Annotated in this window: 18 protein-coding genes; 9 read left to right on the top strand and 9 right to left on the bottom strand. The window is 67.4% G+C overall.

Annotated features, from left to right (window positions below):
• Positions 1-8: 8 nt before the first annotated feature.
• From AC5P7E_RS05115 to AC5P7E_RS05080, 8 genes are all read right to left on the bottom strand, one after another.
• A complete protein-coding gene (locus AC5P7E_RS05115; protein WP_005411281.1) occupies positions 9-425 on the bottom strand; it encodes a roadblock/LC7 domain-containing protein in 417 nt (138 codons plus the stop codon).
• Positions 418-966, bottom strand: coding sequence for a GTP-binding protein (locus tag AC5P7E_RS05110; protein WP_049418054.1), 549 nt, complete (start codon positions 964-966; stop codon positions 418-420). Before AC5P7E_RS05110 ends, AC5P7E_RS05115 begins: the two co-directional genes overlap by 8 nt.
• Positions 959-1,921 (bottom strand): hypothetical protein, encoded by a 963-nt coding sequence (locus AC5P7E_RS05105; RefSeq protein ID WP_049418055.1) that lies wholly within the window; start codon positions 1,919-1,921, stop codon positions 959-961. Before AC5P7E_RS05105 ends, AC5P7E_RS05110 begins: the two co-directional genes overlap by 8 nt.
• A 314-nt stretch (positions 1,922-2,235) precedes the next feature.
• A complete protein-coding gene (locus AC5P7E_RS05100; RefSeq protein WP_005414674.1) occupies positions 2,236-4,458 on the bottom strand; it encodes an NADP-dependent isocitrate dehydrogenase in 2,223 nt (740 codons plus the stop codon).
• 342 nt (positions 4,459-4,800) lie between these two features.
• Positions 4,801-5,313 carry a hypothetical protein gene (locus tag AC5P7E_RS05095; RefSeq protein ID WP_005411286.1) on the bottom strand — a complete coding sequence of 171 codons (513 nt, stop codon included), beginning with the start codon at positions 5,311-5,313 and terminating at the stop codon, positions 4,801-4,803.
• A gap of 45 nt (positions 5,314-5,358) precedes the next feature.
• Positions 5,359-5,652 carry a LysM peptidoglycan-binding domain-containing protein gene (locus AC5P7E_RS05090; RefSeq protein WP_005411287.1) on the bottom strand — a complete coding sequence of 98 codons (294 nt, stop codon included), beginning with the start codon at positions 5,650-5,652 and terminating at the stop codon, positions 5,359-5,361.
• Positions 5,653-5,937: 285 nt separating this feature from the next.
• Positions 5,938-6,756: an NADPH-dependent 7-cyano-7-deazaguanine reductase QueF gene (gene queF, locus AC5P7E_RS05085; protein ID WP_012481425.1), complete on the bottom strand. Its 819-nt coding sequence runs from the start codon at positions 6,754-6,756 to the stop codon at positions 5,938-5,940.
• A gap of 552 nt (positions 6,757-7,308) precedes the next feature.
• Positions 7,309-8,628, bottom strand: coding sequence for a M20 family metallopeptidase (locus AC5P7E_RS05080; RefSeq protein WP_005414678.1), 1,320 nt, complete (start codon positions 8,626-8,628; stop codon positions 7,309-7,311).
• Between the two features lie 188 nt (positions 8,629-8,816).
• Between AC5P7E_RS05080 and AC5P7E_RS05075 the strand changes: the two genes are divergently transcribed.
• From AC5P7E_RS05075 to AC5P7E_RS05035, 9 genes are all read left to right on the top strand, one after another.
• A complete protein-coding gene (locus AC5P7E_RS05075; RefSeq protein WP_005414679.1) occupies positions 8,817-10,061 on the top strand; it encodes an efflux RND transporter periplasmic adaptor subunit in 1,245 nt (414 codons plus the stop codon).
• Between the two features lie 74 nt (positions 10,062-10,135).
• Positions 10,136-13,369 (top strand): efflux RND transporter permease subunit, encoded by a 3,234-nt coding sequence (locus tag AC5P7E_RS05070; protein WP_005414680.1) that lies wholly within the window; start codon positions 10,136-10,138, stop codon positions 13,367-13,369.
• A gap of 31 nt (positions 13,370-13,400) precedes the next feature.
• Positions 13,401-16,523: an efflux RND transporter permease subunit gene (locus AC5P7E_RS05065; protein WP_114618291.1), complete on the top strand. Its 3,123-nt coding sequence runs from the start codon at positions 13,401-13,403 to the stop codon at positions 16,521-16,523.
• A gap of 168 nt (positions 16,524-16,691) precedes the next feature.
• Positions 16,692-18,869, top strand: a complete 2,178-nt coding sequence (gene yccS / locus AC5P7E_RS05060; RefSeq protein WP_043034292.1) for a YccS family putative transporter — start codon at positions 16,692-16,694, stop codon at positions 18,867-18,869.
• A gap of 156 nt (positions 18,870-19,025) precedes the next feature.
• The gene (locus tag AC5P7E_RS05055; RefSeq protein ID WP_024958118.1) at positions 19,026-19,820 is read left to right on the top strand and encodes an SDR family NAD(P)-dependent oxidoreductase; all 795 of its coding nucleotides are present in this window, start codon (positions 19,026-19,028) and stop codon (positions 19,818-19,820) included.
• A 98-nt stretch (positions 19,821-19,918) separates the two neighbouring features.
• The gene (locus AC5P7E_RS05050) at positions 19,919-21,808 is read left to right on the top strand and encodes an MFS transporter (protein WP_114618292.1); all 1,890 of its coding nucleotides are present in this window, start codon (positions 19,919-19,921) and stop codon (positions 21,806-21,808) included.
• Positions 21,809-21,990: 182 nt separating this feature from the next.
• Positions 21,991-22,278, top strand: coding sequence for a CD225/dispanin family protein (locus tag AC5P7E_RS05045; protein WP_005411297.1), 288 nt, complete (start codon positions 21,991-21,993; stop codon positions 22,276-22,278).
• A gap of 34 nt (positions 22,279-22,312) precedes the next feature.
• The gene (locus AC5P7E_RS05040; RefSeq protein WP_005411298.1) at positions 22,313-22,591 is read left to right on the top strand and encodes a CD225/dispanin family protein; all 279 of its coding nucleotides are present in this window, start codon (positions 22,313-22,315) and stop codon (positions 22,589-22,591) included.
• 43 nt (positions 22,592-22,634) lie between these two features.
• Positions 22,635-23,060 carry a DUF2752 domain-containing protein gene (locus tag AC5P7E_RS05035; protein ID WP_099484738.1) on the top strand — a complete coding sequence of 142 codons (426 nt, stop codon included), beginning with the start codon at positions 22,635-22,637 and terminating at the stop codon, positions 23,058-23,060.
• A 553-nt stretch (positions 23,061-23,613) separates the two neighbouring features.
• Here AC5P7E_RS05035 and ampE read toward each other — a convergent pair.
• On the bottom strand, positions 23,614-24,501 hold the full coding sequence (gene ampE, locus AC5P7E_RS05030; protein WP_005414686.1) for a regulatory signaling modulator protein AmpE: 888 nt from the start codon (positions 24,499-24,501) through the stop codon (positions 23,614-23,616).
• Between the last annotated feature and the right edge of the window lie 123 nt (positions 24,502-24,624).

Raw genomic sequence — 24,624 nt, 5'->3', positions numbered from 1 at the left:
GGCCGGGCTCACGATCCGCCGAGTTCGGCCAGGATCGCCTGGCCACATTCCCTGCTCTGCCACAGCACCTGGCCGATCACGCTTCGCTGGTCGCAGGCCGCCATCAGCAGCAACGGCACGCGCCCCTCGGCCTGGATCGCCAGCATCAGCACCTTGCCGCCCGCGGCTTCCAGCATCAGCGTCTGCAGATCCCCAAGCACCAGTTCGCGCCCCACTGCTGCAGCCAGCGCCAGCATCGCGCTGGTCATCGCTGCCAGGCGTTCACCGCGCCCTTCGGCACCGGCACTGACCAGGGCGAAGCCATCCACACTGGCCAGCACCACCGTGCGTATGCCTTCCACCCGCTGCTGCAGGTCTCGCAGCAAGGGCTGCAGGCGCTCACGCTGGCCGGCGTCGGGCAGTAGCGCCACCTGTCCGTCAGCCATGCGCGGCCACCAGTGCGTGCGCTTCCATCTCGCCCATCAATACATCCATCAGCAGCAATCCCTGTTCGCGGTCGCGGGTATCCACGGCCAGTAGCGGCAGCGGCTGGTCATCAAGGCAGGCAAGGGCGGCCCAGTCATCCAGCGCGGCGTGCGGTGCCTGGTCGAGATGGGTGACGGCCACCACCAGCGCCAATGACGATGCGAACGGCCGCAACACCTGCAGATAATCCTCCAGTTCGGCAACCACGCCCGCGCGCCGCGCATCCAGCAGCAGCACGGCGCCGCGGGCGCCCTGCAGCAGGATCGGCCAGAGGAAATCGAAACGCTGCTGTCCCGGCGTGCCATACAGGCGCAGCCGCTCGCCATTGGGCAGGTCGATATCTGCATAGTCCAGGGCGACGGTGGTGGAGGCCTTGTCGGCACCGAGGCGGTCGCTGTTGGCCACGTCGGTGTCGACCACCGCGCCGGCCGCGATGCTGCGCACCAGGGTCGACTTGCCACTGCCCATGCCACCCAGCACCACCACCTTGTGCTCACGCATTGCGTTCGCTCCCACGCAGGTGACGCCACAGGCGGGCGAGCAGGCCGTTGTCAGCGCCGGCAGCGCGTTCCGGCAGCGGTACCGCCGGTGCTGCCTGCAGCTGCGCGTAACCGCACAGGTAAGCGGCATGGATGAAATCGCGCACGGCCGCAGGCGGCAGATCAAGCAACATCGCGCACTCGTCCACCGTGCACGCGCGCTTGAGCAGCAGCGAGCACAGGCGGAAGCCATCATGGTCATGGCCCAGCACACGGAAATCGGGCCAGCGCAGCAGCTTTACCGAAGCACCGCGCAGGCGTTCGTCCAGTGCCTGCCAATGGCGGCTGCGTTGCGCCCATTGCCACAGCAGCGGCCGCAGTGGCTGGCGTGGCCGCTCGCCGGCCAGGCCATGCAGGCGTGCGGGTGTCAGCGCATCCAGCTGCAGGCGTTCGAAGGCATCGGCCAAACGCTCCACCAGGGCCGTAGCCGGTTCCTGCAGCAGCACGGCCTGGTCATGCTCCAGGTCCATCAGCAGCAGAGGCTCGCCCGCATCACTCAACAGGGCCTGGCCCTGTCGCAGCGGCAGCCGCTCGCGCAGCAGACGGGTGATGGCATGCGCACCATCAGCCAGGCGGATCGGTGCGGGTGCGTGCATGGCCAAGGGCTCCACTGCCAACTGCATGCGGCGCAGCGCGCGGCCGATGGCACCATCGTCAAGCACGTCCTGGTGCCCGTCGCCATCACGCAGCTGGCCGCCGATGTCTTCGATCCAGCACTGCAGTCGCGGACGCTGCTGGCGCATGCGCAGGGCCGCGTTGCGCAGCGCCGGCGTATCGCGGATGACCAGCAGGTCGCAATCATCCAGGTCCTGGCTGCGGCGGATCTGGCCGTCCGGCAGGGCCGATGCCACGCGCAGCCGCTGCAGCAGGGCCTGCTCACCCTGGATGTCGGTTCCCACTACCAGCACGCGTGCCATCCGTGTTCCCCGTGCGGCCACCTCCCCGGTGGCCTCGCGTCGCCAAGGCTAGGGCATCGCCAGCGGCAGCCGTCGTGATCGACTGCTCAGATCGAGGGCGGTTGCAGACGGTGTCCGATCAGTTCTGCGACGGCCATCGCGGGCAAGTTTCATGCCTCGTTGACGACATTCCGACAGCCGACGGGAATCACGGTTCTGGACGCGGGTCGAATGGGGTGAGATCCCTTTTGCATGGCAAAAGGGTTCTGACCCGGAGCCCAAAAGAAACCCGCGCCGAAGCGCGGGTTCCGGTGTCACGACCGAACGGCGATGGATCAGCCGCGCAGCTGCTCCAGCGCGGCGTTGAAGGTCGCGCTCGGGCGCATCGCCTTGCTCGCCTTGGCGACGTCCGGGCGGTAGTAGCCGCCGATGTCCACGGCCTTGCCCTGCACCGCGATCAGCTCTTCGACGATCTTCTGCTCGTTGTCGGTCAGTGCCTTGGCCAGCGGTGCGAAGCGTGCCTTCAGTGCCGCATCTTCGTCCTGTGCGGCCAGCGCCTGCGCCCAGTACAGCGCGATGTAGAAGTGGCTGCCACGGTTGTCGATGCCACCCAGCTTGCGCGACGGCGACTTGTCGTTGTCCAGGAACTGGCCGTTGGCTTCGTCCAGCGCCTTGGCCAGCACGCGGGCGGCGGCGTTGTCGTAGCGGTTGCCCAGGTGTTCCAGCGACGCGGCCAGGGCCAGGAACTCACCCAGCGAATCCCAGCGCAGGTAGTCCTCTTCGACGAACTGCTGCACGTGCTTCGGGGCCGAACCACCGGCGCCGGTCTCGAACAGGCCGCCACCGGCCATCAGCGGCACGATCGACAGCATCTTGGCGCTGGTGCCCAGCTCCATGATCGGGAACAGGTCGGTCAGGTAGTCGCGCAGCACGTTGCCGGTCACCGAGATGGTGTCCTCGCCCTTGCGGATGCGGTCCAGCGAGAACGCGGTGGCTTCCACCGGCGGCAGGATGCGGATGTCCAGGCCGGTGGTGTCGTGGTTCTTCAGGTACTGCTCGACCTTGGCGATGACCTGCGCGTCGTGGGCGCGGGCGGCATCCAGCCAGAACACGGCCGGGGTGCTGCTCAGGCGGGCGCGTTCGACGGCCAGCTTGACCCAGTCCTGGATCGGCGCGTCCTTGGTCTGGCACATGCGCCAGATGTCACCGGCTTCCACGGCGTGTTCGAACACCACGTTGCCGGCATCGTCGGTGACCTTGACCACGCCGTCGGCAGCAATCTGGAAGGTCTTGTCGTGCGAACCGTACTCTTCGGCCTTCTGCGCCATCAGGCCGACGTTCGGCACCGAGCCCATGGTGGCCGGGTCGAAGGCGCCGTGCGCCTTGCAGTCGTCGATGACGGCCTGGTACACGCCGGCGTAGCAGCGGTCCGGAATGACCGCCTTGGTGTCCTGCAGCTTGCCTTCGGCGTTCCACATCTTGCCCGAGTCGCGGATCATCGCCGGCATCGAGGCGTCGACGATCACGTCGCTCGGCACGTGCAGGTTGGTGATGCCCTTGTCCGAATTGACCATGGCCACGCCCGGACGCTGCGCGTACTCGGCGGCCAGGTCCGCTTCGATCGCGGCGCGGGTGGCTTCCGGCAGCGACGGCAGGCGCGCGGCCAGGTCACCGATGCCGTTGTTGGCATCGAAACCGGCCTGCTTGAGCACGTCGGCGTGCTTGGCCAGCACGTCCTTGTAGAACTCGTTGACCGCCACGCCGAACATGATCGGGTCGGAGACCTTCATCATGGTCGCCTTCAGGTGCAGCGAGAACAGCACGCCCTGGGCCTTGGCATCGGCGATCTGCTCACCGATGAACGCGGCCAGCGCCTTGCGGCTCATGACGGCGGCATCGACGATCTCGCCGGCCTTGACCGTGGTCTTTTCCTTCAGCACGACGGCGCTGCCGTCCTTGCCGTGGAAGGTGATCTTCAGCGCACCGGCGTTGGCCAGGGTGGCCGACTTCTCGCTGCCGTAGAAATCGCCGGCGGCCATGTGCGCGACGTGCGACTTCGAATCCGACGCCCAGGCGCCCATGCGGTGTGGGTGCTTGCGCGCGTAGTTCTTCACCGACAGCGGTGCACGACGGTCGGAGTTGCCTTCGCGCAGAACCGGGTTCACCGCACTGCCCTTGACCTTGTCGTAGCGCGCCTTGTAGTCGCGCTGCTGGTCGTCGGCCGGGGTTTCCGGGTAATCCGGCAGCGGATAGCCCTGGTCCTGCAGTTCCTTGATGGCCGCCTTCAACTGCGGCACCGAGGCGGAGATGTTCGGCAGCTTGATGATGTTGGCGTCCGGGGTGGTCGCCAGCTGGCCCAGCTCGGCCAGGTCGTCGCTGACCTTCTGCGCGTCGGACAGCAGTTCCGGGAACTGCGACAGGATGCGGCCGGACAGCGAGATGTCACGGGTTTCCACCACGATGCCGGCAGTGGCGGTGTAGGCGTCGACGATCGGCAGCAGCGACTGGGTCGCCAGGAACGGTGCTTCGTCGGTCAGCGTGTAGAGGATCTTGGACATGGGGGACTTGGACTCTGTAGCAATGCTCAGGGGAAGGCCGGCGCCAGCGCCGGGCCACGTGCAACCGTGTCGCTTTCCCCCGTCGCCGTCAGGGTGGGCGCGCGGCGGGGAAACCCCTGCATTGTCGCGTTTTCAGCCGCGCGGGGCAAAGCGGCGCCATACGCGGCGGTACTGCACGGCGGCAACGCTGTGATCCATCCACGCACGGCGTGGATCTGCGCGAACGCCGCCGTCAGTGGATCCACGCCATGCATGGATGAAGCCAGCCACCGGCCAATAAAAAAGGACGCAGCCTTGCGGCTGCGTCCATCGTGAGTCCTGCCGGGAGAGAGTCGGCAGGACTTACTTGACCTCGAACTCCTGCGGCGTTCCAGCCGCCTTGCCATCGACCGTGACCTCGGCGCGGTACTTGCCGGCCGGCCAGCCCTTTGCATTCTTGAACGTGACGTTGGTGGTCTCCGCGCCGCTGGCATTCAGGGTCGCGGTCTGTTCGCCGGCCACCTGGCCGTCCTGGAAGGTCAGCTTGGCACCGACATTGACGTTGTTGGCGGCGCCATCGGTCTTGACCGAGACGATGACATCATCCTTCGGCGAGAACAGTGCAGCCGGGGCGACCGATTTGTCGGCGGCAGCGGTCTTGCCCACGGTGACGGTGGAAACGCTGACCGCGGCAGCTTCCGCCATCGGCGGCGGTGCACCGGTCATCGGTGCCGGCGCTGCCGGCTCGGCCGGAGCCGTGGCGGCCGGAGCGGCGTTGGTGTCGGTCGACTCTTCCTTCTTCTTGCAACCGACCAAGGCAACGCTGCCCAACAGGGCGGCGATCAGGGCGGTCTGGAGCGGGGTGGTCTTGATCATTCGGGGTTCCTCCCAGGGATTGTCGGACGGCGTTTGATCGCCGGCTTACTTCGGCGGCAGTTTCAGGGTCTGGCCCGGGAAGATCTTGTCCGGGTCGTCAAGCACATCGCGATTGGCTTCGAAGATCTTCTTCCAGGCGTTGGCGTCGCCCAGATGCTGCTTGGCGATCTTCGACAGCGAGTCACCCTTCTGCACGGTATAGGTGCCGCCGCTGACGATCTCGGCGGTGCTGTCCACCGAAGCGCTCACGCCGGAGAAGTCCGCCTTCGGCACCTGCTCGGCGGTACTGTCGACGCTGGCGCTGACGCCGGAGAAATCGGCTTTCTTCTCGGTACTCATCCACAACTCCCGTCTGCATGACTACGTGGCTCGCACGGTGCCATGGCGGTTGTTAAATGGGGATGGTGCAGATGTGAAGCCGCCCCGGGGGGCGGCTGAACAATCGGGAGAGACGGTGCCCGGTAGTGCCGGCCGCTGGCCGGCTGTGCCAGGGGGATCCGGCCTTGGCCGATTGCCGGCCAGCGGCCGGCACTACCCGTAACCGCCTGCGAATCATGGTAGTGCCGGCCGCTGGCCGGTGTTCGCCGGGCATGGCCCGGCACAACGGGCAACCGCCTGCGGCGGTTACTGGCGCAGTTCGCGGTAGGTCGCGGCCGGGGCGGCAATGCCGGGACTGGCGCGCCACGGGTTGATGTCCAGGCCACCACGGCGGGTATAGCGCGCCTCCACTTCCAGCCATTGCGGCTGGCAGCGCGCAGACACCTCGCTGAAGATCCGCTCAACGCACTGCTCGTGGAACTCGGCGTGCTCGCGGTAGCTCACCAGATAGCGCAGCAGGCCGGCACGATCGATCTTCGGCCCGCGGTAACGCAGGCTGACCGTCGCCCAGTCCGGCTGGCCGGTGACCGGGCAGTTGGACTTCAGCAGTGCCGAGACCAGGGTCTCCTCCACCACCTCACCGGCATTGGCCGAGAGAAAGTCCGCCTGCGGCGGGCCGTAGCAGTCGATCTCCAGCTCCAGCCCGTCGATGGATTCACCGAGCGGCGTCTCGCGCAGGCCCGGCAGCCCGAACTCGACCTGGACCGGCGCACCGGCACAATCCGACAGATCCGCCACGATGCGCGCGCGCAGTGCCTCGGCGCTGTCGATGCGGGTGCTGTTGAGGGAGTTGAGGTACAGCTTGAACGACTTCGATTCGATCAGCCGCGGCGAGGTGCACGGCACCTGCACGGTGGCCACGGCCACCTGCGGCTTGCCACGCGGGTCGAGCCAGCTCAGCTCGAAGGCGTGCCAGCGGTCATGGCCGACGAACGGCAGCGCGGCGTCATCGAGGCCGATCTCGGCGCGGGCGCCGCTGCGGGGGATGGGAAACAGCAGGCCGGGATCGTACTGCGACGGGTAACTGACCTCGCGACCGAGGCTGGAATCCTGTGGGGTGTTCATGGGGGTCATTGTATCGCGCGGACGGCGTGCCTTCGGCCGGGCCGGCCAACGGCGGAGCCCCTCCGTGGTGGTTTTGTTGGTTGGTCGTGGAAGGCGGTCTATCGGCTTGGCCGGGTGGGTAGGCGGGTCGGGGGACGCCGTAAACCCGTCCTTGGGGGCTTGGCCGCGGCATCCATGCCGCGGACACCCCCGCCCCCCCCACCCACCCGGCCCCCGACAGTTCCTTGCGCGCCACCACCACCACGGGAAAGATCAGGAAAATCAAAATCAGAAGCCGATCCTTCAGACATTCATGACGCCTGCCGTGCCGACCAACGGTCGGCACCCACCAACAGCAGCGGGCACCAACAGCCGCGGGAAACTGTCGAAGGCGGGGTGGGTCCGGTTGAGGGGGTGTCCGCGGCATGGATGCCGCGGCCAAGCCCCCATGGACGGGTTTACGGCGTCCCCCTCAACCGGACCCACCCCGCCATCCCACGGAATGCCCGCTTTTGACGTTGACGTTGCCGTTGATCCAAGCGGGTGCAGGGCTGCAAGCCCTGCCGGAAACCCTCACCCCGCCGGAGTGCCGGCACCGTGCAGGTAATCCAGGCTCACCTGCAGCAGCGCGCGCAGTCCGACATCCAGCGCCTTCTCATCCAGCAGGAACTTCGGCGAATGATTGGCGGGCGCCGTCGCCGGGTCGATGCCCACGCTGGTGGAACCAACGAAGAAGAACATCCCCGGCACTTCCTTCGCGTACAGCGAGAAATCCTCCGCGCCCATCTGCAGCGGTGGCTCGTACACGTTGTCCTTGCCCACCACCGCCTGCAGGCTCGGCAGCATCTTCGCGGTCAGCGCCGGGTCGTTCACCGTGGCCGGGTTGCCTTCCGATTCGTAGATGTCGGTCACCGCCTTCGCACCGTGCGCGGCGGCGGTGTGCTCGGCGACGTTGCGCAGGTCGGCGAAGATCTGCTGGCGCATGCCCTCGTCGAAGGTGCGGATGGTGCCGACCATCTCCACCTCGTCCGGAATGATGTTGTAGCGGATGCCGCCGTTGATCGCACCGAAGGTCAGCACCGCCGGTTGCTTGGACAGGTTGGCGCGGCGGCTGACGATGGTCTGCGCGGTGCCGACCAGATCGGCGGTGGCCACGATCGGGTCGACACCGTTCCACGGTGCCGAGCCGTGCGTCTGGCGACCGATCACCTTGATCCCGAAACGATCCGAGGCGGCCATCAATGGGCCACCGCGCACCGCGATCTGGCCGGCCTGCACGCTGGAGAACACATGCAGTCCAAACACCGCCTCCGGCTTGAAGTCGGCGAACAGGCCTTCCTTCAGCATCAGCGCGGCACCGCCCTCTTCCGGCGGCGGTGCGCCTTCCTCGGCCGGCTGGAAGATCAGCATCACCTGGCCCGGCAGGTCCTTCTTCATCGACACCAGCGCTTCGGCCACGCCCAGCAGGGTAGCGGTGTGCGCGTCATGGCCGCAGGCATGCATCACGCCCACGGTCTGGCCGCGGTACTGGTCGGTGGCCTTGGAGGCGAACGGCAGCCCGGTCTGCTCGGTCACCGGCAGCGCGTCCATGTCCGCACGCAGCGCGATCTTCGGGCCGGGCTTGCCGCCTTCGATGATCGCCACCACGCCGTGGTGGGCGATGCCGGTCTTCGGCTTCAAGCCCATCGCACGCAGGCGCTTGGCGACCTCGGCCGAGGTGCGCACCTCGCGGTTGGACAGTTCCGGGTGCTGATGGAAGTCGCGGCGCCATTCAACCACCTTGGCCTGCAGGCGCTGGGCAGCGGCGGTCACTTCGGGGCGTTGCCCGTCCTGGGCGTGGGCAACGGCCGGCAGGGCCAGCAGCAGGGCGGACAGCAGCAGCGAACGGCGCATCGCAATCTCCACAGCAAGAGGGGTCCAGCTGAATGTAGGGCAACACCGCCGCCACGGGAACCTCCGCGGCCGGATCCGGTCTTAGCGCCCGTCCCATCCGTCATGCAGGAAACGTGATGTGGCACAGGTATGCTTTGCGCATTGCCAACCGGGGCCGCGCCCCGTCCAGCCCTCTTGGAGTCCTCGTAATGTCACGTGTTTGGAAGATCGTGCTGCTGGTCGTGGCGGTTCTGGTGCTGGCCGTGGTCGGCCTGCGCGTCATCGGCGGGGGCAAGGACAAGGCTGGAAAGCCGGCAGCGGGAGCGCGCCAGGGTGGCGAAGACCCGGATGCCGGCCCGGTGCCGGTGACCGTGGTCGAGGCCACGCACCAGGACGTACCGGTGTATGCCAGCGCACTGGGTACCGTGACGGCAATGAACACCGTCACCGTCAGCCCGCAGGTCGGTGGCCAGCTGATGAGCCTGAACTTCCGCGAAGGCCAGGAAGTGAAGAAGGGCGACGTGCTGGCAGTGATCGATCCACGCACCGCCCAGGCCAGCTATGACCAGGCCGCGGCAGCCAAGCGCCAGAACGAGGCGCTGCTGGCCACCGCGCGCTCCAACTACCAGCGCTCCAATGCGCCGGAGTACCGCCAGTTCGTCGCCAAGACCGATCTGGATACACAGCGAAACCAAGTGGCACAGTACGAAAGCGCAGTCGCGGCGAACGAGGCCAGCATGCGCTCGGCACAGGTGCAGCTGCAGTACACCAGGGTCACCGCACCGATCACCGGCATCGCCGGCATCCGCGCGGTCGACGCGGGCAACGTGGTCAACGCCGGCACCGCGCTGGTCACCCTGACCCAGATCCACCCGATCCACGTCCTGTTCAACCTGCCCGAACGCCAGCTCGGCGACGTGCGCCAGGCGCAGGCCACCGGCGCGGTGCCGGTGGCGGCACTGGACCGCGCCGACTCGCACGTGCTGTCCGGCGACGGCAAGCTGGACGTGGTCGACAACCTGATCAGTGCCGACAGCGGCACCTTCAAGGCGCGCGCGCTGTTCGACAACACCGACAACGGCCTGTGGCCGGGCCAGTTCGTCAACGTGCGCATGCAGCTGCGCACGATTGCCGGCGGCGTGGTCATTCCGACCCAGGCCGTGCTGCGTGGGCCGGATGGCGAGTACGTCTACGTCGTGCAGGGCGACAACACGGTGAAGATGCAGACCGTGCGCAGCGGCGTGGAAGTGGGCGACAGCCAGGTGCAGATCGCCGAAGGCCTGAAGGGCGGCGAGCGGGTGGTCAGTGAAGGCCAGTTCCGCCTGAAGCCGGGCAGCAAGGTCACCGCGCTGAAGCCGGGCGAAACCCCGGCCGCACCGACCGAGGCCGAGCTGAAGGCGGCCGAACAGAAGAACGGTGGCGGCGGTGGCCGTCGCGGTGGCGGTCCGCGCTGAGCGCAGGCCACGGTTCTCCCTCGCGCCGGCGGACCCGCCGGCGCCGACATTGAAGTGCCAGCAAGGATCAGTCCGTGGGCTTTTCGACGATCTTCATCCGCCGCCCGATCGCTACCTCGCTGTTGATGGCGGGCCTGTTGCTGCTGGGCATCCTCGGTTACCGCAAGCTGCCGGTGTCGGCGCTGCCGGAAATCGATGCGCCCAGCCTGGTGGTCACCACCCAGTACCCAGGCGCAAACGCCACCACCATGGCCTCGCTGGTCACCACGCCACTGGAGCGCCAGTTCGGCCAGATTTCCGGGCTGGAGCTGATGACCTCCGACTCGTCGGCTGGCTTGTCCACGATCATCCTGCAGTTCTCGATGGACCGCGACATCGACATCGCCGCGCAGGACGTGCAGGCGGCGATCCGCCAGGCCACCCTGCCCTCGTCGCTGCCCTACCAGCCGGTCTACAACCGGGTGAACCCGGCCGACGCGGCCATCGTCACCCTGAAACTGACCTCTGACACGCGCCCGCTGCGCGACGTCAACAATTACGCCGACTCGATCCTGGCCCAGCGCCTGTCGCAGGTGCAGGGCGTCGGCCTGGTCTCGATTGCCGGCAACGTGCGCCCGGCCGTGCGCATCCAGGTCAATCCGGCGCAGCTGTCGAACATGGGCCTGACCCTGGAACAGCTGCGCAGCGCGCTCACCCAGGCCAACGTCAATGCGCCCAAGGGCTCGTTGAACGGCAAGACCCAGTCCTACAGCATCGGCACCAACGACCAGCTGGCCAGCGCCGCCGAGTACCGCGACACCATCATCAGCTACAAGAACGGCCGCCCGGTGCGGCTGTCCGACGTGGCCGAGGTGGTCGACGGCGTGGAGAACGACCAGCTGGCGGCCTGGGCCGATGGCAAGCCGGCGGTGCTGCTGGAAGTGCGCCGCCAGCCGGGCGCCAACATCGTGCAGACCGTCGAGCGCATCCGCGCGATCCTGCCGCAGCTGCAGGGCGTGCTGCCGGCCGACGTGCACCTGGAGATCTTCAACGACCGCACCGAGACCATCCGCGCCTCGGTGCACGAAGTGCAGTTCACCCTGATCCTCACCATCGGCCTGGTGGTGGCGGTGATCTTCGTGTTCCTGCGCCGGCTGTGGGCCACGATCATTCCCTCGGTGGCGGTGCCGCTGTCGCTGGCCGGCACCTTCGCGGTGATGGCCTTTGCCGGCATGTCGCTGGACAACCTGTCGCTGATGGCGCTGGTGGTGGCCACCGGCTTCGTGGTCGACGATGCGATCGTGATGATCGAGAACATCGTGCGTTACATCGAGCAGGGCAAGAGTGGCAAGGAAGCGGCCGAGATCGGCGCGCGCCAGATCGGCTTCACCGTGCTGTCGCTGACGGTCTCGCTGGTGGCGGTGTTCCTGCCGCTGCTGCTGATGCCTGGCGTCACCGGCCGCCTGTTCCACGAGTTCGCCTGGGTGCTGAGCATCGCCGTGGTGCTGTCGATGCTGATCTCGCTGACGCTGACCCCGATGATGTGCGCCTACCTGCTCAAGCCCGATGCCCTGCCCGAGGGCGAGGATGCGCATGAGCGCGCAGCGGCGGCCGGCAAACAGAACCTGTGGACGCGCACCGTCGGCCTGTACGAGCACAGCCTGGACTGGGTGCTGGGCCACCAGCGCCTGACCCTGGCCGTGGCCGGTGGCGCGCTGGTATTGACCGTGCTGCTGTACGTGTTGATTCCCAAGGGGCTGCTGCCCGAGCAGGACACCGGCCTGATCACCGGCGTGGTGCAGGCCGACCAGAACATCGCTTTCCCGCAGATGGAACAGCGCACAAGGCAGGTTGCCGAAGCGCTGCGCCAGGATCCGGACGTGACCGGCGTGTCGGCGTTCATCGGTGCCGGCAGCATGAACCCCACGCTCAACCAGGGCCAGCTGTCGATCGTGCTGAAGGAGCGCAGCCAGCGTGATGGCCTGGATGAGATCCTGCCGCGCCTGCAGAAGGCGGTAGCCGGTATTCCGGGCGTGGCCCTGTACCTGAAACCGGTGCAGGACGTGACCCTCGATACCCGCGTGGCCGCCACCGAATACCAGTACTCGCTGTCGGACGTGGACAGCGCCGAAGTGGCCACGCAGGCCACGCGCCTGACCGAAGCGCTGCGCAAGCGCCCGGAACTGGCCGACGTGGACAACAACCTGTCCAACCAGGGCCGCGCGCTTGAACTGAACATCGACCGCGACAAGGCCAGTGTGCTGGGCGTGCCGATGCAGACCATCGACGACACGCTCTACGATGCGTTCGGCCAGCGCCAGATCTCGACCATCTTCACCGAACTCAACCAGTATCGGGTTGTGCTGGAAGTGGCGCCGGAGTTCCGTACCAGCACCGCGCTGATGGAACAGCTGGCCGTGGCTTCCAACGGCGCCGGCGCGCTGACCGGCACCAATGCCACCAGCTTCGGCCAGGTCACCTCGTCCAACTCGTCCACCGCCACCGGCATCGGCGCGCAGAACACCGGCATCACGGTCGGCGCCGGCAACATCATTCCGCTGTCGGCGCTGGCCGAAGGCAAGGTCAGCAGTGCGCCGCTGGTGGTCAGCCACCAGCAGCAGCTGCCGGCAGTGACGGTCTCGTTCAACGTGGCGCCGGGCTATTCGCTGTCCGAAGCGGTGCGTGCGATCCAGGAGACCAAGGACAGCCTGGACATGCCGGCACACCTGCATGCCGAGTTCATCGGCAAGGCCGCCGAATTCACCGGCAGCCAGACCGATGTGGTGTGGCTGCTGCTGGCCTCGCTGGTGGTGATCTACATCGTGCTCGGCGTGCTCTACGAGAGCTACATCCACCCGATCACGATCATCTCCACGCTGCCACCGGCCGGCGTCGGCGCGCTGCTGGCGCTGATGCTGTGCGGGCTGAGCCTGTCGGTGGACGGCATCGTCGGCATCGTGCTGCTGATCGGCATCGTCAAGAAGAACGGCATCATGATGGTGGACTTCGCGATCGAGGCGCGTCGCGCCGGTGCCAACGCGCATGAAGCGATCCGCCGCGCCTGCCTGCTGCGCTTCCGCCCGATCATGATGACCACCGCCGCGGCAATGCTCGGCGCGCTGCCGCTGGCGCTGGGCACCGGCATCGGCTCGGAGCTGCGGCGCCCGCTGGGCATCGCCATCGTCGGTGGCCTGCTGCTGTCGCAGCTGGTCACGCTGTACACGACGCCGGTGATCTACCTGTACATGGAACGCTTCTCCGAGTGGCTGGCGCGCCGCCGCGAACAGCGCGCGCTGCGCAACGGTTCGCTGCAGGAGCCGCAGGCATGATCCACGCCCCGCTGCTGCGGTGGGCCGCACGATGAACCTGTCCGGCCCCTTCATCCGCCGCCCGATCGGCACCGCGCTGCTGGCCATCGGCCTGTTCATGGTCGGCCTGATCTGCTACCTGCGCCTGGGCGTATCGGCACTGCCGAACATCGAGATCCCGGTGATCTTCGTGCACGCCAGCCAGTCCGGCGCGGATGCGGCGACCATGGCCTCGACAGTCACCGCGCCGCTGGAGCGCCACCTCGGCCAGCTGCCGGGCATCGACCGCATGCGCTCGTCGAGCTCGGAAGGCAGCTCGCTGGTGTTCATGATCTTCCAGAGCGGCCACAACATCGATTCGGCCGCGCTGGACGTGCAGACCGCGATCAACTCGGCGCAGGCCGACCTGCCTTCGGGCATGGGCTCGCCGATGTACCAGAAGGCGAATCCGAACGACGACCCGGTCATCGCCATCGCGCTGACCTCGCAGACGCAGTCGGCCGACGAGCTGTACAACGTCGCCGACTCGCTGCTGGCCCAGCGCATCCGCCAGATCAGCGGCGTTGCTTCGGTCGACATCGCTGGCGCTTCGACGCCGGCGGTGCGTGTGGACGTCAACCTGCGCCTGATGAACGCGCTCGGCCTGACCGCCGATGACCTGCGCAACGCCGTGCGCGCGGCCAACGTGACCTCGCCCACCGGTTTCCTCAGCGACGGCAACACCACTACCGCGATCATCGCCAACGACTCGGTGGCGCGTGCCGCCGACTTCGCCGACCTGGTGGTCAAGACCCAGGGCGATGGCCGGGTGATCCGCCTGAAGGACATCGCCAACGTCTACGACGGCCAGCAGGATGCCTACCAGGCCGCGTGGTTCGACCACAAACCGGCGGTGGTGATGTACGTGTTCACCCGTGCCGGCGCCAACATTGTGGAGACCGTGGACCGGGTCAAGGCGCAGATCCCGACCCTGCGCGATTACCTGCAGCCCGGCACCACGATGACGCCGTACTTCGACCGTACGCCGACCATCCGCTCGTCGCTGCATGAAGTGCAGATCACCCTGCTGATCAGCCTGGCGATGGTGGTGCTGACCATGGCGCTGTTCCTGCGCCGGCTGGCACCCACGCTGATCGCTGCGGTGACCGTGCCGCTGTCGCTGGCCGGTGCCGCGCTGGTGATGTACGTGATGGGCTTCACCCTGAACAACCTGAGCCTGCTGGCGCTGGTGATCGCCATCGGCTTCGTGGTCGACGATGCGATCGTGGTGATCGAGAACATCATGCGCCACCTCGACGAAGGCATGCCGCGGATGCAGGCGGCGCTCACCGGCGCGCGCGAGATCGGCTTTACCATCGTCTCGATCACCGCCTCGCTGGTGGCGGTGTTCATCCCGCTCCTGTTCGCCAGCGGCATGATGGGTGCGTTCTTCCGCGAATTCACCGTCACCCTGGTGGCGGCCATCGTGGTCTCGATGATCGTCTCGCTGACGCTGACTCCGGCGCTGTGCAGCCGGTTCCTCAGCGCGCACGACCACAGCGCGCCGCCGTCGCGCTTCGGCCGCTGGCTGGATGCCGGCCATGAGCGCATGCTTCGCGTCTACACCGTGTTCCTCGACTTCTCGCTGCGCCACGCGCTGCTGCTGTCGCTGACCCCGCTGATCCTGATCGGCGCCACCGTCTTCCTGTTCGGCGCGGTGAAAAAGGGCGCGTTCCCGCCGCAGGACACCGGCCTGATCTGGGGCCGCGCCAATTCCAGCGCCACGGTGTCCTTCGAGGACATGGTCGCCCGCCAGCGCCGCATCACCGACATGCTGATGGCCGACCCCGCGGTGAAGACCGTGGGCGTGCGCCTGGGCAGCGGCCGCCAGGGCTCCAGCGCACAGTTCAACATCGAGCTGAAGTCGCGCAGCGATGGCCGTCGCGAAACCACGGCGCACGCACTCGCACGGCTGAGTGCCAAGGCCGACCGCTACCCCGACCTGCAGCTGCGCCTGCGCGCGATCCAGGATCTGCCCAGCAACGATGGCGGCGGTTCCAGCCAGGGCGCGCAGTACCGCATCTCGCTGCAGGGCAACGACCTGGCATCGCTGCAGGAATGGCTGCCCAAGCTGCAGGCGGAGCTGAAGAAGAACCCCAAGCTGCGCGATGTCGGTACCGACGTGGACAACGCCGGCCTGCGCCAGAACATCCAGATCGACCGCGCCAAGGCCGCACGCCTGGGTATCACCGTGGGTGCCATCGACGGTGCGCTGTACGGTGCGTTCGGCCAGCGCCAGATCTCCACCATCTATTCGGACATCAACCAGTACAGCGTGGTGGTCAACGCCCTGCCCTCGCAGACCGCCACCCCCGCCGCGCTGGACGAGGTGTACGTACGTGCGCGCAATGGCGACATGGTGCCGATCACCGCGGTGGCCACGCAGATGCCCGGCCTGGCCCCGTCGCAGATCACCCACGAGAACCAGTACACGACGATGGACCTCAGCTACAACCTGGCTCCGAACGTGAGCATGGGTGAGGCCAAGGCGATCATCGACGCGACCGTGGCCGGCATGCGCATGCCTGGTGACATCCGCCTGGCCGATGATGCGGGCTTCGGCTTCAACTCCGACCCCAGCGACATGCTGATCCTGGTGTTCGCCGCGATCCTGGCCGTGTACCTGGTGCTGGGCATGCTCTACGAGAGCCTGATCCATCCGGTCACCATCCTGTCCACGCTGCCGGCGGCGGGCGTGGGTGCACTGCTCGCGTTGTTCGGCACCAACACCGAGTTGTCGGTGATCTCGATGATCGCGCTGGTGCTGTTGATCGGCATCGTCAAGAAGAACGCGATCATGATGATCGACTTCGCGCTGGTGGCGCAGCGCGAGCATGGCCTGGCACCGCGCGATGCCGCGCGCGAGGCCAGCATCGTGCGCTTCCGCCCGATCATGATGACCACGATGGTGGCGATCCTGGCGGCGGTGCCGCTGGCGATCGGCCTGGGCGAAGGCTCCGAACTGCGCCGCCCGCTGGGCATCGCGATGATCGGCGGCCTGCTGTTCTCGCAGAGCCTGACCCTGCTCAGCACGCCAGCGCTGTACGTGATCTTCTCGTGCCTGGCCGAACGCTGGCGGGCCCGTCGCGCGCGCAAGCGCGAAGCGAAGCTGCTCAAGCGCGCGCAGCGTGCGTAGAACGGCCCATCCACGCATGGCGTGGATCTACGGGTAGAGCCGGCCGCTGGCCGGCTTTCTCGGTACGGCAAATCTGCCGGCCAGCGGCCGGCACTACCGCGGTGGTCCGCCCTCCATATTTCACGCGCACCCCGCAATAATGGTGGGAGATCCTTCCGCCGAGCCTGCATGCCCGCCCGCCAATCCCGCCTCAGCCGCCTGTGGGCCCACGAGAAGGCCAGTTACGGCCTGCGCGTGTTCATCGCCCTGACCGCAGCGCTTGCCGTGTGCTGGCAGCTGGATGCGCTGACCGCCCTGCCCGGCGTTTTCCTCGGCATCATCGCCAGCGCCATCGCCGAGACCGACGACAACTGGTGGGGCCGGACCAAGGCGGTGGCGCTGTCGCTGCTGTGTTTCTGCATCGCTGCGGCGTCGGTGATCTGGCTGTTCCCCTGGCCGTGGATCTTCATCGGCGCGCTGGCACTGTCCACCTTCGGCCTGACCCTGCTGGGCGCGCTCGGCGAGCGCTACGCATCCATCGCCCAGGCCACGGTAACGCTGGCGATCTACACCATGATCGGGCTGGAGCAGCACGGTGCCAGCGACCTGCATACCGCGCTGCAAGCGGTCAGCCACCTGCTGGCGGGCGCCGTCTGGTACGGACTGCTGTCGATCCTGTGGACCGCACTGTTCGCCAACCGACCGGTGCGCGAGCGCGTGGCGCGGCTTTACATCGAGCTGGGCCGCTACCTGCAGCTGAAGGCCGCCCTGTTCGAACCGGTACGTGAGGCCGACCTGCAACGCCGCCAGCTCGACCTGGCCGAGCAGAACCGGCGCGTGGTCGGCGCGTTGAACGAGGCCAAGACCGCGATTCTCGCCCGCTTCGGCCGTTCCGGGCGGCCGGGCGTGAACTCCGGCCTGTACCTGCGCCTCTATTACATGGCACAGGATTTCCACGAGCGCGCCAGTTCCTCGCACTACCCTTACGGCGCCCTGGTCGATGCGTTCTTCCACAGCGACGTGCTGTACCGCTGCCAGCGCCTGCTCGATCTTCAGGGCCAGGCCTGCGCGCGCCTGGGCGAGGCGATCCGCCTGCGCCGCCCGTTCGTGTATGGCGAAACCAACCAGCAGGCCGGGCGCGACCTGGCCGATGCGCTGGCCTACCTGCGCGACCAGCAGCGCCCGCAGTGGCAGCGACTGCTGGGTTCGCTGGACCTGCTGGTGCACAACCTGCGCAGCATCGAACGCCGCCTGCTGGACGCCGAACGCTCCGAGGCCAGCCTCGACAATGTCGATACGCGCCTGCGCGACAGCAACCCGCATACCCTGCGCGAGATGGGCGTGCGCGTGCGCCAGCAGCTCACGCCCGGCTCGGTCCTGTTCCGCCACGGCCTGCGCATGGCATTGGCGCTGATCGCCGGTTTCGCCGCGATCCGTCTGTTCAATGCGCAGAACGGCTCGTGGGTGCTGCTGACCATCGTATTCGTGTGCCGGCCCAACTTCGGCGCCACCCGCCAACGCCTGGCGCAGCGCATCGTCGGCACCGTGGCCGGCCTCGTGCTCACCTGGGCGCTGCTGCAGTTGTTCCCGCAACTGCACGTGCAACTGCTGATCGCGCTGCTGTCGGCGCTGCTGTTCTTCTTCACCCGCACCGACCGCTACCTGGTGGCATCGGCGGCGATCACGGTGATGGCCCTGACCTGCTTCAACCTGATCGGCGATGGCTTCGTGCTGATCGTGCCGCGCATGGTCGACACGCTGCTGGGCTGCGCGATTGCCGCTGCCGCCGCGTTCCTGATCCTGCCCGACTGGCAGGGCCGCCAGCTGCACCTTGTGCTGGCGCGGGTGCTGGATACCGCCGCGCGCTACCTGGATTCGGTGCTGGGCCAGTACCGCAGCGGCATGCGCGATGACCTGGCCTATCGCATCGCCCGCCGCGACATGCACAACGCCGACGCCGCGCTGTCCACCGCGCTGTCGAACATGCTGCGCGAACCCGGTCATGTGCGCCGCAACCTGGATGCCGGCTTCCACTTCCTGGCGCTCTCCAACACGCTGCTTGGGCACTTGTCGGCGCTGGGTGCACACCGCGACCAGGTGGACAGCTACGCCGGCGATCCGCTGGCCTTGGCCGCCGGTGACCGCGTGCGGAAAGCGCTGCAGCAGCTGGCCTCGGCCCTGACCGCACGGCAGCCGGTCAACGAGGACGACAACGACGCTGATCGCGCGGTGGCGGCCGAGCTGGAGCAGATCGACGAGGCGATGCCGGCGAAGCTGCAGTTGATCCGCACGCAGATGGCGCTGGTGCTGCGGATGCTGCCGAAGGTGCGGGCGGCGGCCAATGAGGCGGTGCGCACGCTCACCTGAAGGCCGGCGCCGGGCATGGCCTGGCGCGACCCGCAGTCCATCCACGCATGGCGTGGATGGACTGCACCGTGTGCAACCGTGTGTTGCGCCTGGCGCTGCATCCCGATCACGGTCCTGCGCGGATACTGCGTGATCCCCTGCTCCTGGACTCCCCCCATGAAGATCGAACTCGCCGGCCGCACCGCGCTCGTTACCGCTTCCACCGCCGGCATCGGCCTGGCGATCGCCCAGGGTCTTGCCGCGGCGGGTGCGCGGGTCATTCTCAACGGCCGCAGCACCGACAGTGTCGAACGCGCCCGCCAGCGCCTGCTCGCCACCGTTCCGGGTGCCGAGGTGATCGGCGTCGCCGCCGACCTTTCCGATGCAGCCGGTGTCGATGTGCTGCTGGCCGGCCTGCCCAAGGTCGACATCCTGGTCAACAACGCCGGCATCTTCGGCCCCGAGGACTTCTTCGAGACCGAAGACGCCACCTGGGAGCGCTACTGGCAGACCAACGTGATGTCTGGCGTGCGTCTGTCGCGGGCACTGCTGCCGGCGATGGTCGACGCCGGCTGGGGCCGCGTGCTGTTCATCTCCTCCGAATCGGCACGCAACATTCCCGCCGACATGATCCATTACGGTGTCAGCAAGACCGCGCAGCTGTCGCTGTCGCGCGGCCTGGCCAAGCGCGTGGCCGGCAGTGGCGTCACCGTCAACGCGGTGCTGCCCGGCCCGACCCTGTCCGACGGTTTCGCGGCGATGTTCGAAGATGAACGCCAGCGCAGCGGCAAGCCGCTGGAGCAGATCGGCCGCGAGTTCGTGATGGCACACCGGCCGTCTTCGGTGATCCAGCGCACCGCCACGGTCGAGGAAGTAGCCAACATGGTGGTGTACCTGGCCTCGCCGCAGGCTTCGGCCACCTCCGGTGCAGCACTGCGCGTGGACGGCGGCGTGGTCGACGATATCGTCTGAGACCATCGACAGGTGTGCGGACCAACGATCCGCACCCACAGGTCCGCACCCACAGCGGATAGGCAGGAATGCTAGGCTGCGCCGGTCAAGGAGGTTCCATGTCCGGTCACAACCAGTTCGCCCTGCTGCGCCAGCGCCGTTTCCTGCCGTTCTTCGTCGTCCAGGCGCTGGGTGCGTTCAACGACAACGTGTACCGGCAGGCGATCATCAGCATGTTGCTGTTCATGGCCGTGCCGGAGGAAGAACTGGGGCTGTACGCCACGCTGGCACCGGCCATCTTCATCCTGCCGTACTTCCTGTTCTCGGCACTGGCCGGGCAGATCGCCGACAAGCTGGAAAAATCGCGACTGATCGTGATCACCACCACCATGGAGATCGTGATCATGTCGCTGGCGGCCACCGGCTTCCTCACCCAGAGCCTGCCGGTGCTGCTGGTCGCCTTGTTCTGCACCGGCATGCAGTCAACCCTGTTCGGCCCGGTGAAGTACTCGGTGCTGCCCTCGGTGCTCAAGCCCGAAGAGCTGACCGGCGGCAACGGCCTGGTCGAGATGGGCACCTCGATGTCGATCCTGTCCGGCATGATCGTCGGCGGCCTGGTGTTCACCGTGGCCGGCAGCCATGGCACGGTGGTGGCCGCGTGCGCGATCATCGCGCTGGCGATCTGCGGCAACATCGCCGCCCGCCTGATTCCCAAGGTCGATGCCGGCGACCCGGACCTGAAGATCAACTGGAACCCGCTGCCGGAATCGCTGGCGGTGCTGCGCATGGCGCGCCAGCAGAAGGCGGTGCGCAATTCAATCCTGGGCGTGTCCTGGTTCTGGTTCGTCGGCACCGTGCTGACCTCGCAGCTGCCGGCCTATGCGGTGACCAACCTCGGCGGCGAACCGACCCTGTACATCTTTGCGCTGGCCCTGTTCTCGGTCGGCACCGGCGTCGGCTCGCTGCTGTGCGAAAAGCTGTCGGCACGCACGGTGGAAATCGGCCTGGTGCCGTTGGGCGCGTTCGGCATGACCGCGTTCCTGCTCGACCTGTACTTCGCGCGCAGCGGCGAGGCGACGGTGCACGGGTTGACCATCGGCACCTTCCTGCAGCAGCCGGGCAGCATCCGCATCGTCATCGACCTGATCGGCATCGGCCTGTTCACCGGTATCTTCGTGGTGCCATTGTTCGCGCTGATCCAGAGCCGCACGCCGAAGGCGCAGATGTCGCGCGTGTTCGCCGCACTGAACATCCAGAATTCCGGCTTCATCGTCGGCGCAGCCCTGTTGTCGCTGGCCGCGCACAAGCTGCTGCACTGGAGCATCCCGCAGCAGTTCCTGGCGCTGGCCATCGCCAACGCGCTGGTGGCGATCTACATCTTCACCATCGTCCCCGAATTCCTGATGCGCTTCCTCAGCTGGCTGATGGTGCGCACCCTGTACCGGCTGCGCCCGCACGGCATCGAAGCCAACGTGCCCGACGAAGGCGCCGCGCTGCTGGTCTGCAACCATGTCAGCTACATGGACGCACTGATCCTGTCGGCGACGATTCCGCGTCCGGTGCGCTTCGTCATGTACTACAGGATCTTCAACATCCCGGTGATGCGCTGGATCTTCCGTACCGCCAAGGCGATCCCGATCGCCGGTGCGCGCGAAGACCCGGCGCTGATGCAGCGCGCGTTCGATGACATCGACGCCGCGTTGGCCGAAGGCGAGCTGGTCTGCATCTTCCCGGAAGGCGCACTGACCAGGGATGGTGCAATCGCCCCGTTCAAGTCCGGCGTCGAGAAGATCCTCGAACGGCGGCCGGTGCCGGTGGTGCCGATGGCCCTGCGCGGCATGTGGTCGAGCATGTGGAGCCGGCGCGACAGCCGCCTCGGCCGCATGCGGGTGCCGCGCCGTTTCCGAGCCACCGTCGAGGTGGTGGCGGCACCGTCCATGGACGGCCACACCACCAACGCCCAGGCGCTGGAAGCCCAGGTGCGGGCCCTGCGCGGCGATCACGCCTGACAGAATCGGACTGACAGGCAGGCCCGGCAACCTCCCCCGCATACGCCACCGTCCAGTGGCGAACACGACATGCCGTGCGTGTAAACGCATACATGCAACGCCGGTTGCGGTAGATTACGCACCCACAGGGGGGAGGTTCGGCCGATTCACCAAGGCCGGCCACCAAGGAATGGAGTCTCGCTTTGAATCAACCACCACCGCTCAGCCGTCCGGTCTACATCCCCAACCATCTGGTCTGGGCGATCCTGACGACGCTGTTCTGCTGCCTGCCGTTGGGCGTGGTGTCGATCGTCTATGCCTCCCAGGTCGATGGCCGCCGCGCGGCTGGCGATCTGCCGGGGGCCTACAGCGCGTCGCGCAAGGCGGGCTGGTGGGCAGTGGCTTCGGCCGTGGCCCTGCCGGTCCTGTTGCTGTTGTGGCTCGGGCTGTTCGGCGGCTTGGCCGTACTGGGCGCTCTTTCCGACCAATGATTCACCACCACCACCCATCAAGGAGCTTGAACCCATGAATACCGCTACTCCGCAGGTCCCGAACAACCTGGTCTGGGCCATCCTGACCACCCTGTTCTGCTGCCTGCCGGCCGGCATCGTGTCGATCGTCTACGCCGCGCAGGTCAACGGCAAGCTGGCCGCTGGCGACATCGCCGGCGCCCAGGACTCCGCCGCCAAGGCCAAGAAGTGGGCCATCTGGTCGGCCATTGCCTGGGCCGTGCTGGTCGTGCTGTACGTGCTGTTCTTCGTCGTGCTCGGCGGCATGGGCGCGATGAGCAACAGCGGCTACTGATATGCCTGGACGGATCCGGCGCCTGCGCCGGATCCGTTGTTGCATGTCCGCGCTTCCCGCTCGTTCCCGACTCGCCCGCTGGGCGCCGCTGCTGGCTTCCGCCGGCCTGGCCGTGGGTGCCACGGTGGTGCTGCGCAACGTCAATCCCTACGTCCCCGGCAATCCACTGCCAAGCTGCCCGCTGTACGCCCTGACCGGCCTGTACTGCCCGGGCTGTGGCAGCACGCGCTGCCTGTATTCCCTGGTCCACTTCGACCTGCCCGGCGCGATGGCGATGAACCCGCTGCTGGTCATCAGCCTGCCGTTCCTGTTGCTGATGCTGCTGAACATCGCCGGCATCCGCCCACGCGTGCTCGACCCGCTGATGCGGGTGCTGGCCAATCCTGTGTTCTGGCTCTGGGTGCTGCCCGGGTATGCGCTGCTGCGCAACCTGCCTTGGGCACCGTTCACTGCACTGGCACCGATCTAGGTTTCCAGCCAACGGCGCAGCCCCTCGTGGTGGGCGGCGTTTGAAGGCAGAAGCCTTGGGGTTGGCCGGGCGGGATGGGTTTGCGGGGGACGCCGTGAATCCGTCCGTGGAGGCTTGGCCGCGGCATCCATGCCGCGGACACCCCCGCAAACCCATCCCGCCCGGCCACGGACAGTTTCCGTGCGCGTCCACCACGGAAAAGAAAGAAAAGATCAAAAGCAGAAGCGGATCGCTTCGCTACGCTCGCTCGGAGCCAAGCATGGCTCGGCTCTGGAGAACGTCCGTGCGCGGAAAACTGTCGAAGGCGGGGTGGGTCGGATGGCGGGGGTGTGAGCCGCATGGGCCCGAGGCATGCCTCGGGCGGGTTGGGCAGGACGCCCAACCCGGGTCTTGCCGTGTGCGCAGGACAGCGCACACGAGCAAGCGGCGACCAAGCCTCCATGGATGGATTCACGGCGTCCCCCGCCATCCGACCCACCCCGCCAACCCGCAGCAATCCAGCTGTTGCTCTGTTGCCTCTGCAGGTGCAGGGCTGCAAGCCCTGCAACAGCAACTACGTCACCCAGCCTGCAATCACCAGCAGGGCGAGGATCGCCAGCCACAGCAGCAGCATCCGCCACACCAGGCTCATCGCATCACGCAGGTCCGGCAACCGCTGCCACACCGGCAACAGCCCCGCCTCGGTGTAGTCGTGCGCATCCTCGCGCAGTTCGGCGTTGACGCTGGCCCGCGCCACCGCACCCAGGAACCCGGTGTTGCCGGTCAGGCGCTCGCCATGGGCCTGGCGCCACGCCTTCCACGCCGTATCGAAATTGCCCACCAGCGCCATCGAGAACGCCATCAGCTGTGCCACCGGCCACTCAATCCAGCCCAGCAGCCGCTGCGCCAGCGCCAGCGGCTCCACCGGCACGCGGGCACGCATCGGGCTTTCCGCCATCAGCGCCAGCAACCGGTAACCGAGCGCGCCAGCCGGGCCCAGCAACAGGAACCAGAACAGCACCGCGAACCAGCGCCGCAGTGCGTTGAGCACCGTCGCCTCGACCAGTGACGGAATGTCCTCGCGCAGGCTGCCGCCGGCCGACTGCAGGTTGCGCACTGCAGCCTGCCGCGTCGCCGCATCATCGGCATCGATGATGGCCTCGATATCGCGGTCCAGGTCACGCGGGCCCCAGCACCAGGCCAGCACCGCCACGCCCAGCAGCAGCGACGGCAGGCCGAACAGCACCCCGCGCAACAGCCACGCCAGCAGCGCCATCAGCAACAGCGGCGGCAGCAGGGCCAAGGCAACGCCGGCCGGTCCCTGCCAGGCCTTGCCACCACGCGCATCCAGCCAGCCCAGCCAACGCCGGAAACCGTCGAAACGGCGCAGCGAGGCAGCAGCGGCCGGAGCAACATGGCCCAGGGCCAGTGCCACCAGCACGGCGGCCAGAGTGGTGAACATGGCAGGTCTCCCTACGAAACAGAACGCTCGGCGCCGCTACCTTACCTGTCGCAGCGGCGCCCTCAGCGGTGAACCGGACTGTAACCCGTGCCGTGTTCAGGTGGCGGCAATGCAATCACCCCA

The sequence above is a fragment of the Stenotrophomonas sp. YJH_SMC_25 genome, assembly GCF_059369595.1.
Note: the sequence above shows the minus strand (reverse complement) of the source record. Positions and strands in the feature narration are given on the sequence as shown.

Excerpts from the sequence above, each read along its gene's own strand:
- queF (WP_012481425.1), bottom strand. The coding sequence starts at position 6,756 with ATGAACACCCCACAGGATTCCAGCCTCGGTCGCGAGGTCAGTTACCCG.
- yccS (WP_043034292.1), top strand. The coding sequence starts at position 16,692 with ATGCCCGCCCGCCAATCCCGCCTCAGCCGCCTGTGGGCCCACGAGAAG.
- AC5P7E_RS05100 (WP_005414674.1), bottom strand. The coding sequence starts at position 4,458 with ATGTCCAAGATCCTCTACACGCTGACCGACGAAGCACCGTTCCTGGCG.
- AC5P7E_RS05090 (WP_005411287.1), bottom strand. The coding sequence starts at position 5,652 with ATGAGTACCGAGAAGAAAGCCGATTTCTCCGGCGTCAGCGCCAGCGTC.
- AC5P7E_RS05050 (WP_114618292.1), top strand. The coding sequence starts at position 19,919 with ATGTCCGGTCACAACCAGTTCGCCCTGCTGCGCCAGCGCCGTTTCCTG.
- AC5P7E_RS05035 (WP_099484738.1), top strand. The coding sequence starts at position 22,635 with ATGTCCGCGCTTCCCGCTCGTTCCCGACTCGCCCGCTGGGCGCCGCTG.
- AC5P7E_RS05110 (WP_049418054.1), bottom strand. The coding sequence starts at position 966 with ATGCGTGAGCACAAGGTGGTGGTGCTGGGTGGCATGGGCAGTGGCAAG.
- AC5P7E_RS05105 (WP_049418055.1), bottom strand. The coding sequence starts at position 1,921 with ATGGCACGCGTGCTGGTAGTGGGAACCGACATCCAGGGTGAGCAGGCC.
- AC5P7E_RS05080 (WP_005414678.1), bottom strand. The coding sequence starts at position 8,628 with ATGCGCCGTTCGCTGCTGCTGTCCGCCCTGCTGCTGGCCCTGCCGGCC.
- AC5P7E_RS05055 (WP_024958118.1), top strand. The coding sequence starts at position 19,026 with ATGAAGATCGAACTCGCCGGCCGCACCGCGCTCGTTACCGCTTCCACC.
- AC5P7E_RS05075 (WP_005414679.1), top strand. The coding sequence starts at position 8,817 with ATGTCACGTGTTTGGAAGATCGTGCTGCTGGTCGTGGCGGTTCTGGTG.
- AC5P7E_RS05095 (WP_005411286.1), bottom strand. The coding sequence starts at position 5,313 with ATGATCAAGACCACCCCGCTCCAGACCGCCCTGATCGCCGCCCTGTTG.
- ampE (WP_005414686.1), bottom strand. The coding sequence starts at position 24,501 with ATGTTCACCACTCTGGCCGCCGTGCTGGTGGCACTGGCCCTGGGCCAT.
- AC5P7E_RS05065 (WP_114618291.1), top strand. The coding sequence starts at position 13,401 with ATGAACCTGTCCGGCCCCTTCATCCGCCGCCCGATCGGCACCGCGCTG.
- AC5P7E_RS05115 (WP_005411281.1), bottom strand. The coding sequence starts at position 425 with ATGGCTGACGGACAGGTGGCGCTACTGCCCGACGCCGGCCAGCGTGAG.
- AC5P7E_RS05040 (WP_005411298.1), top strand. The coding sequence starts at position 22,313 with ATGAATACCGCTACTCCGCAGGTCCCGAACAACCTGGTCTGGGCCATC.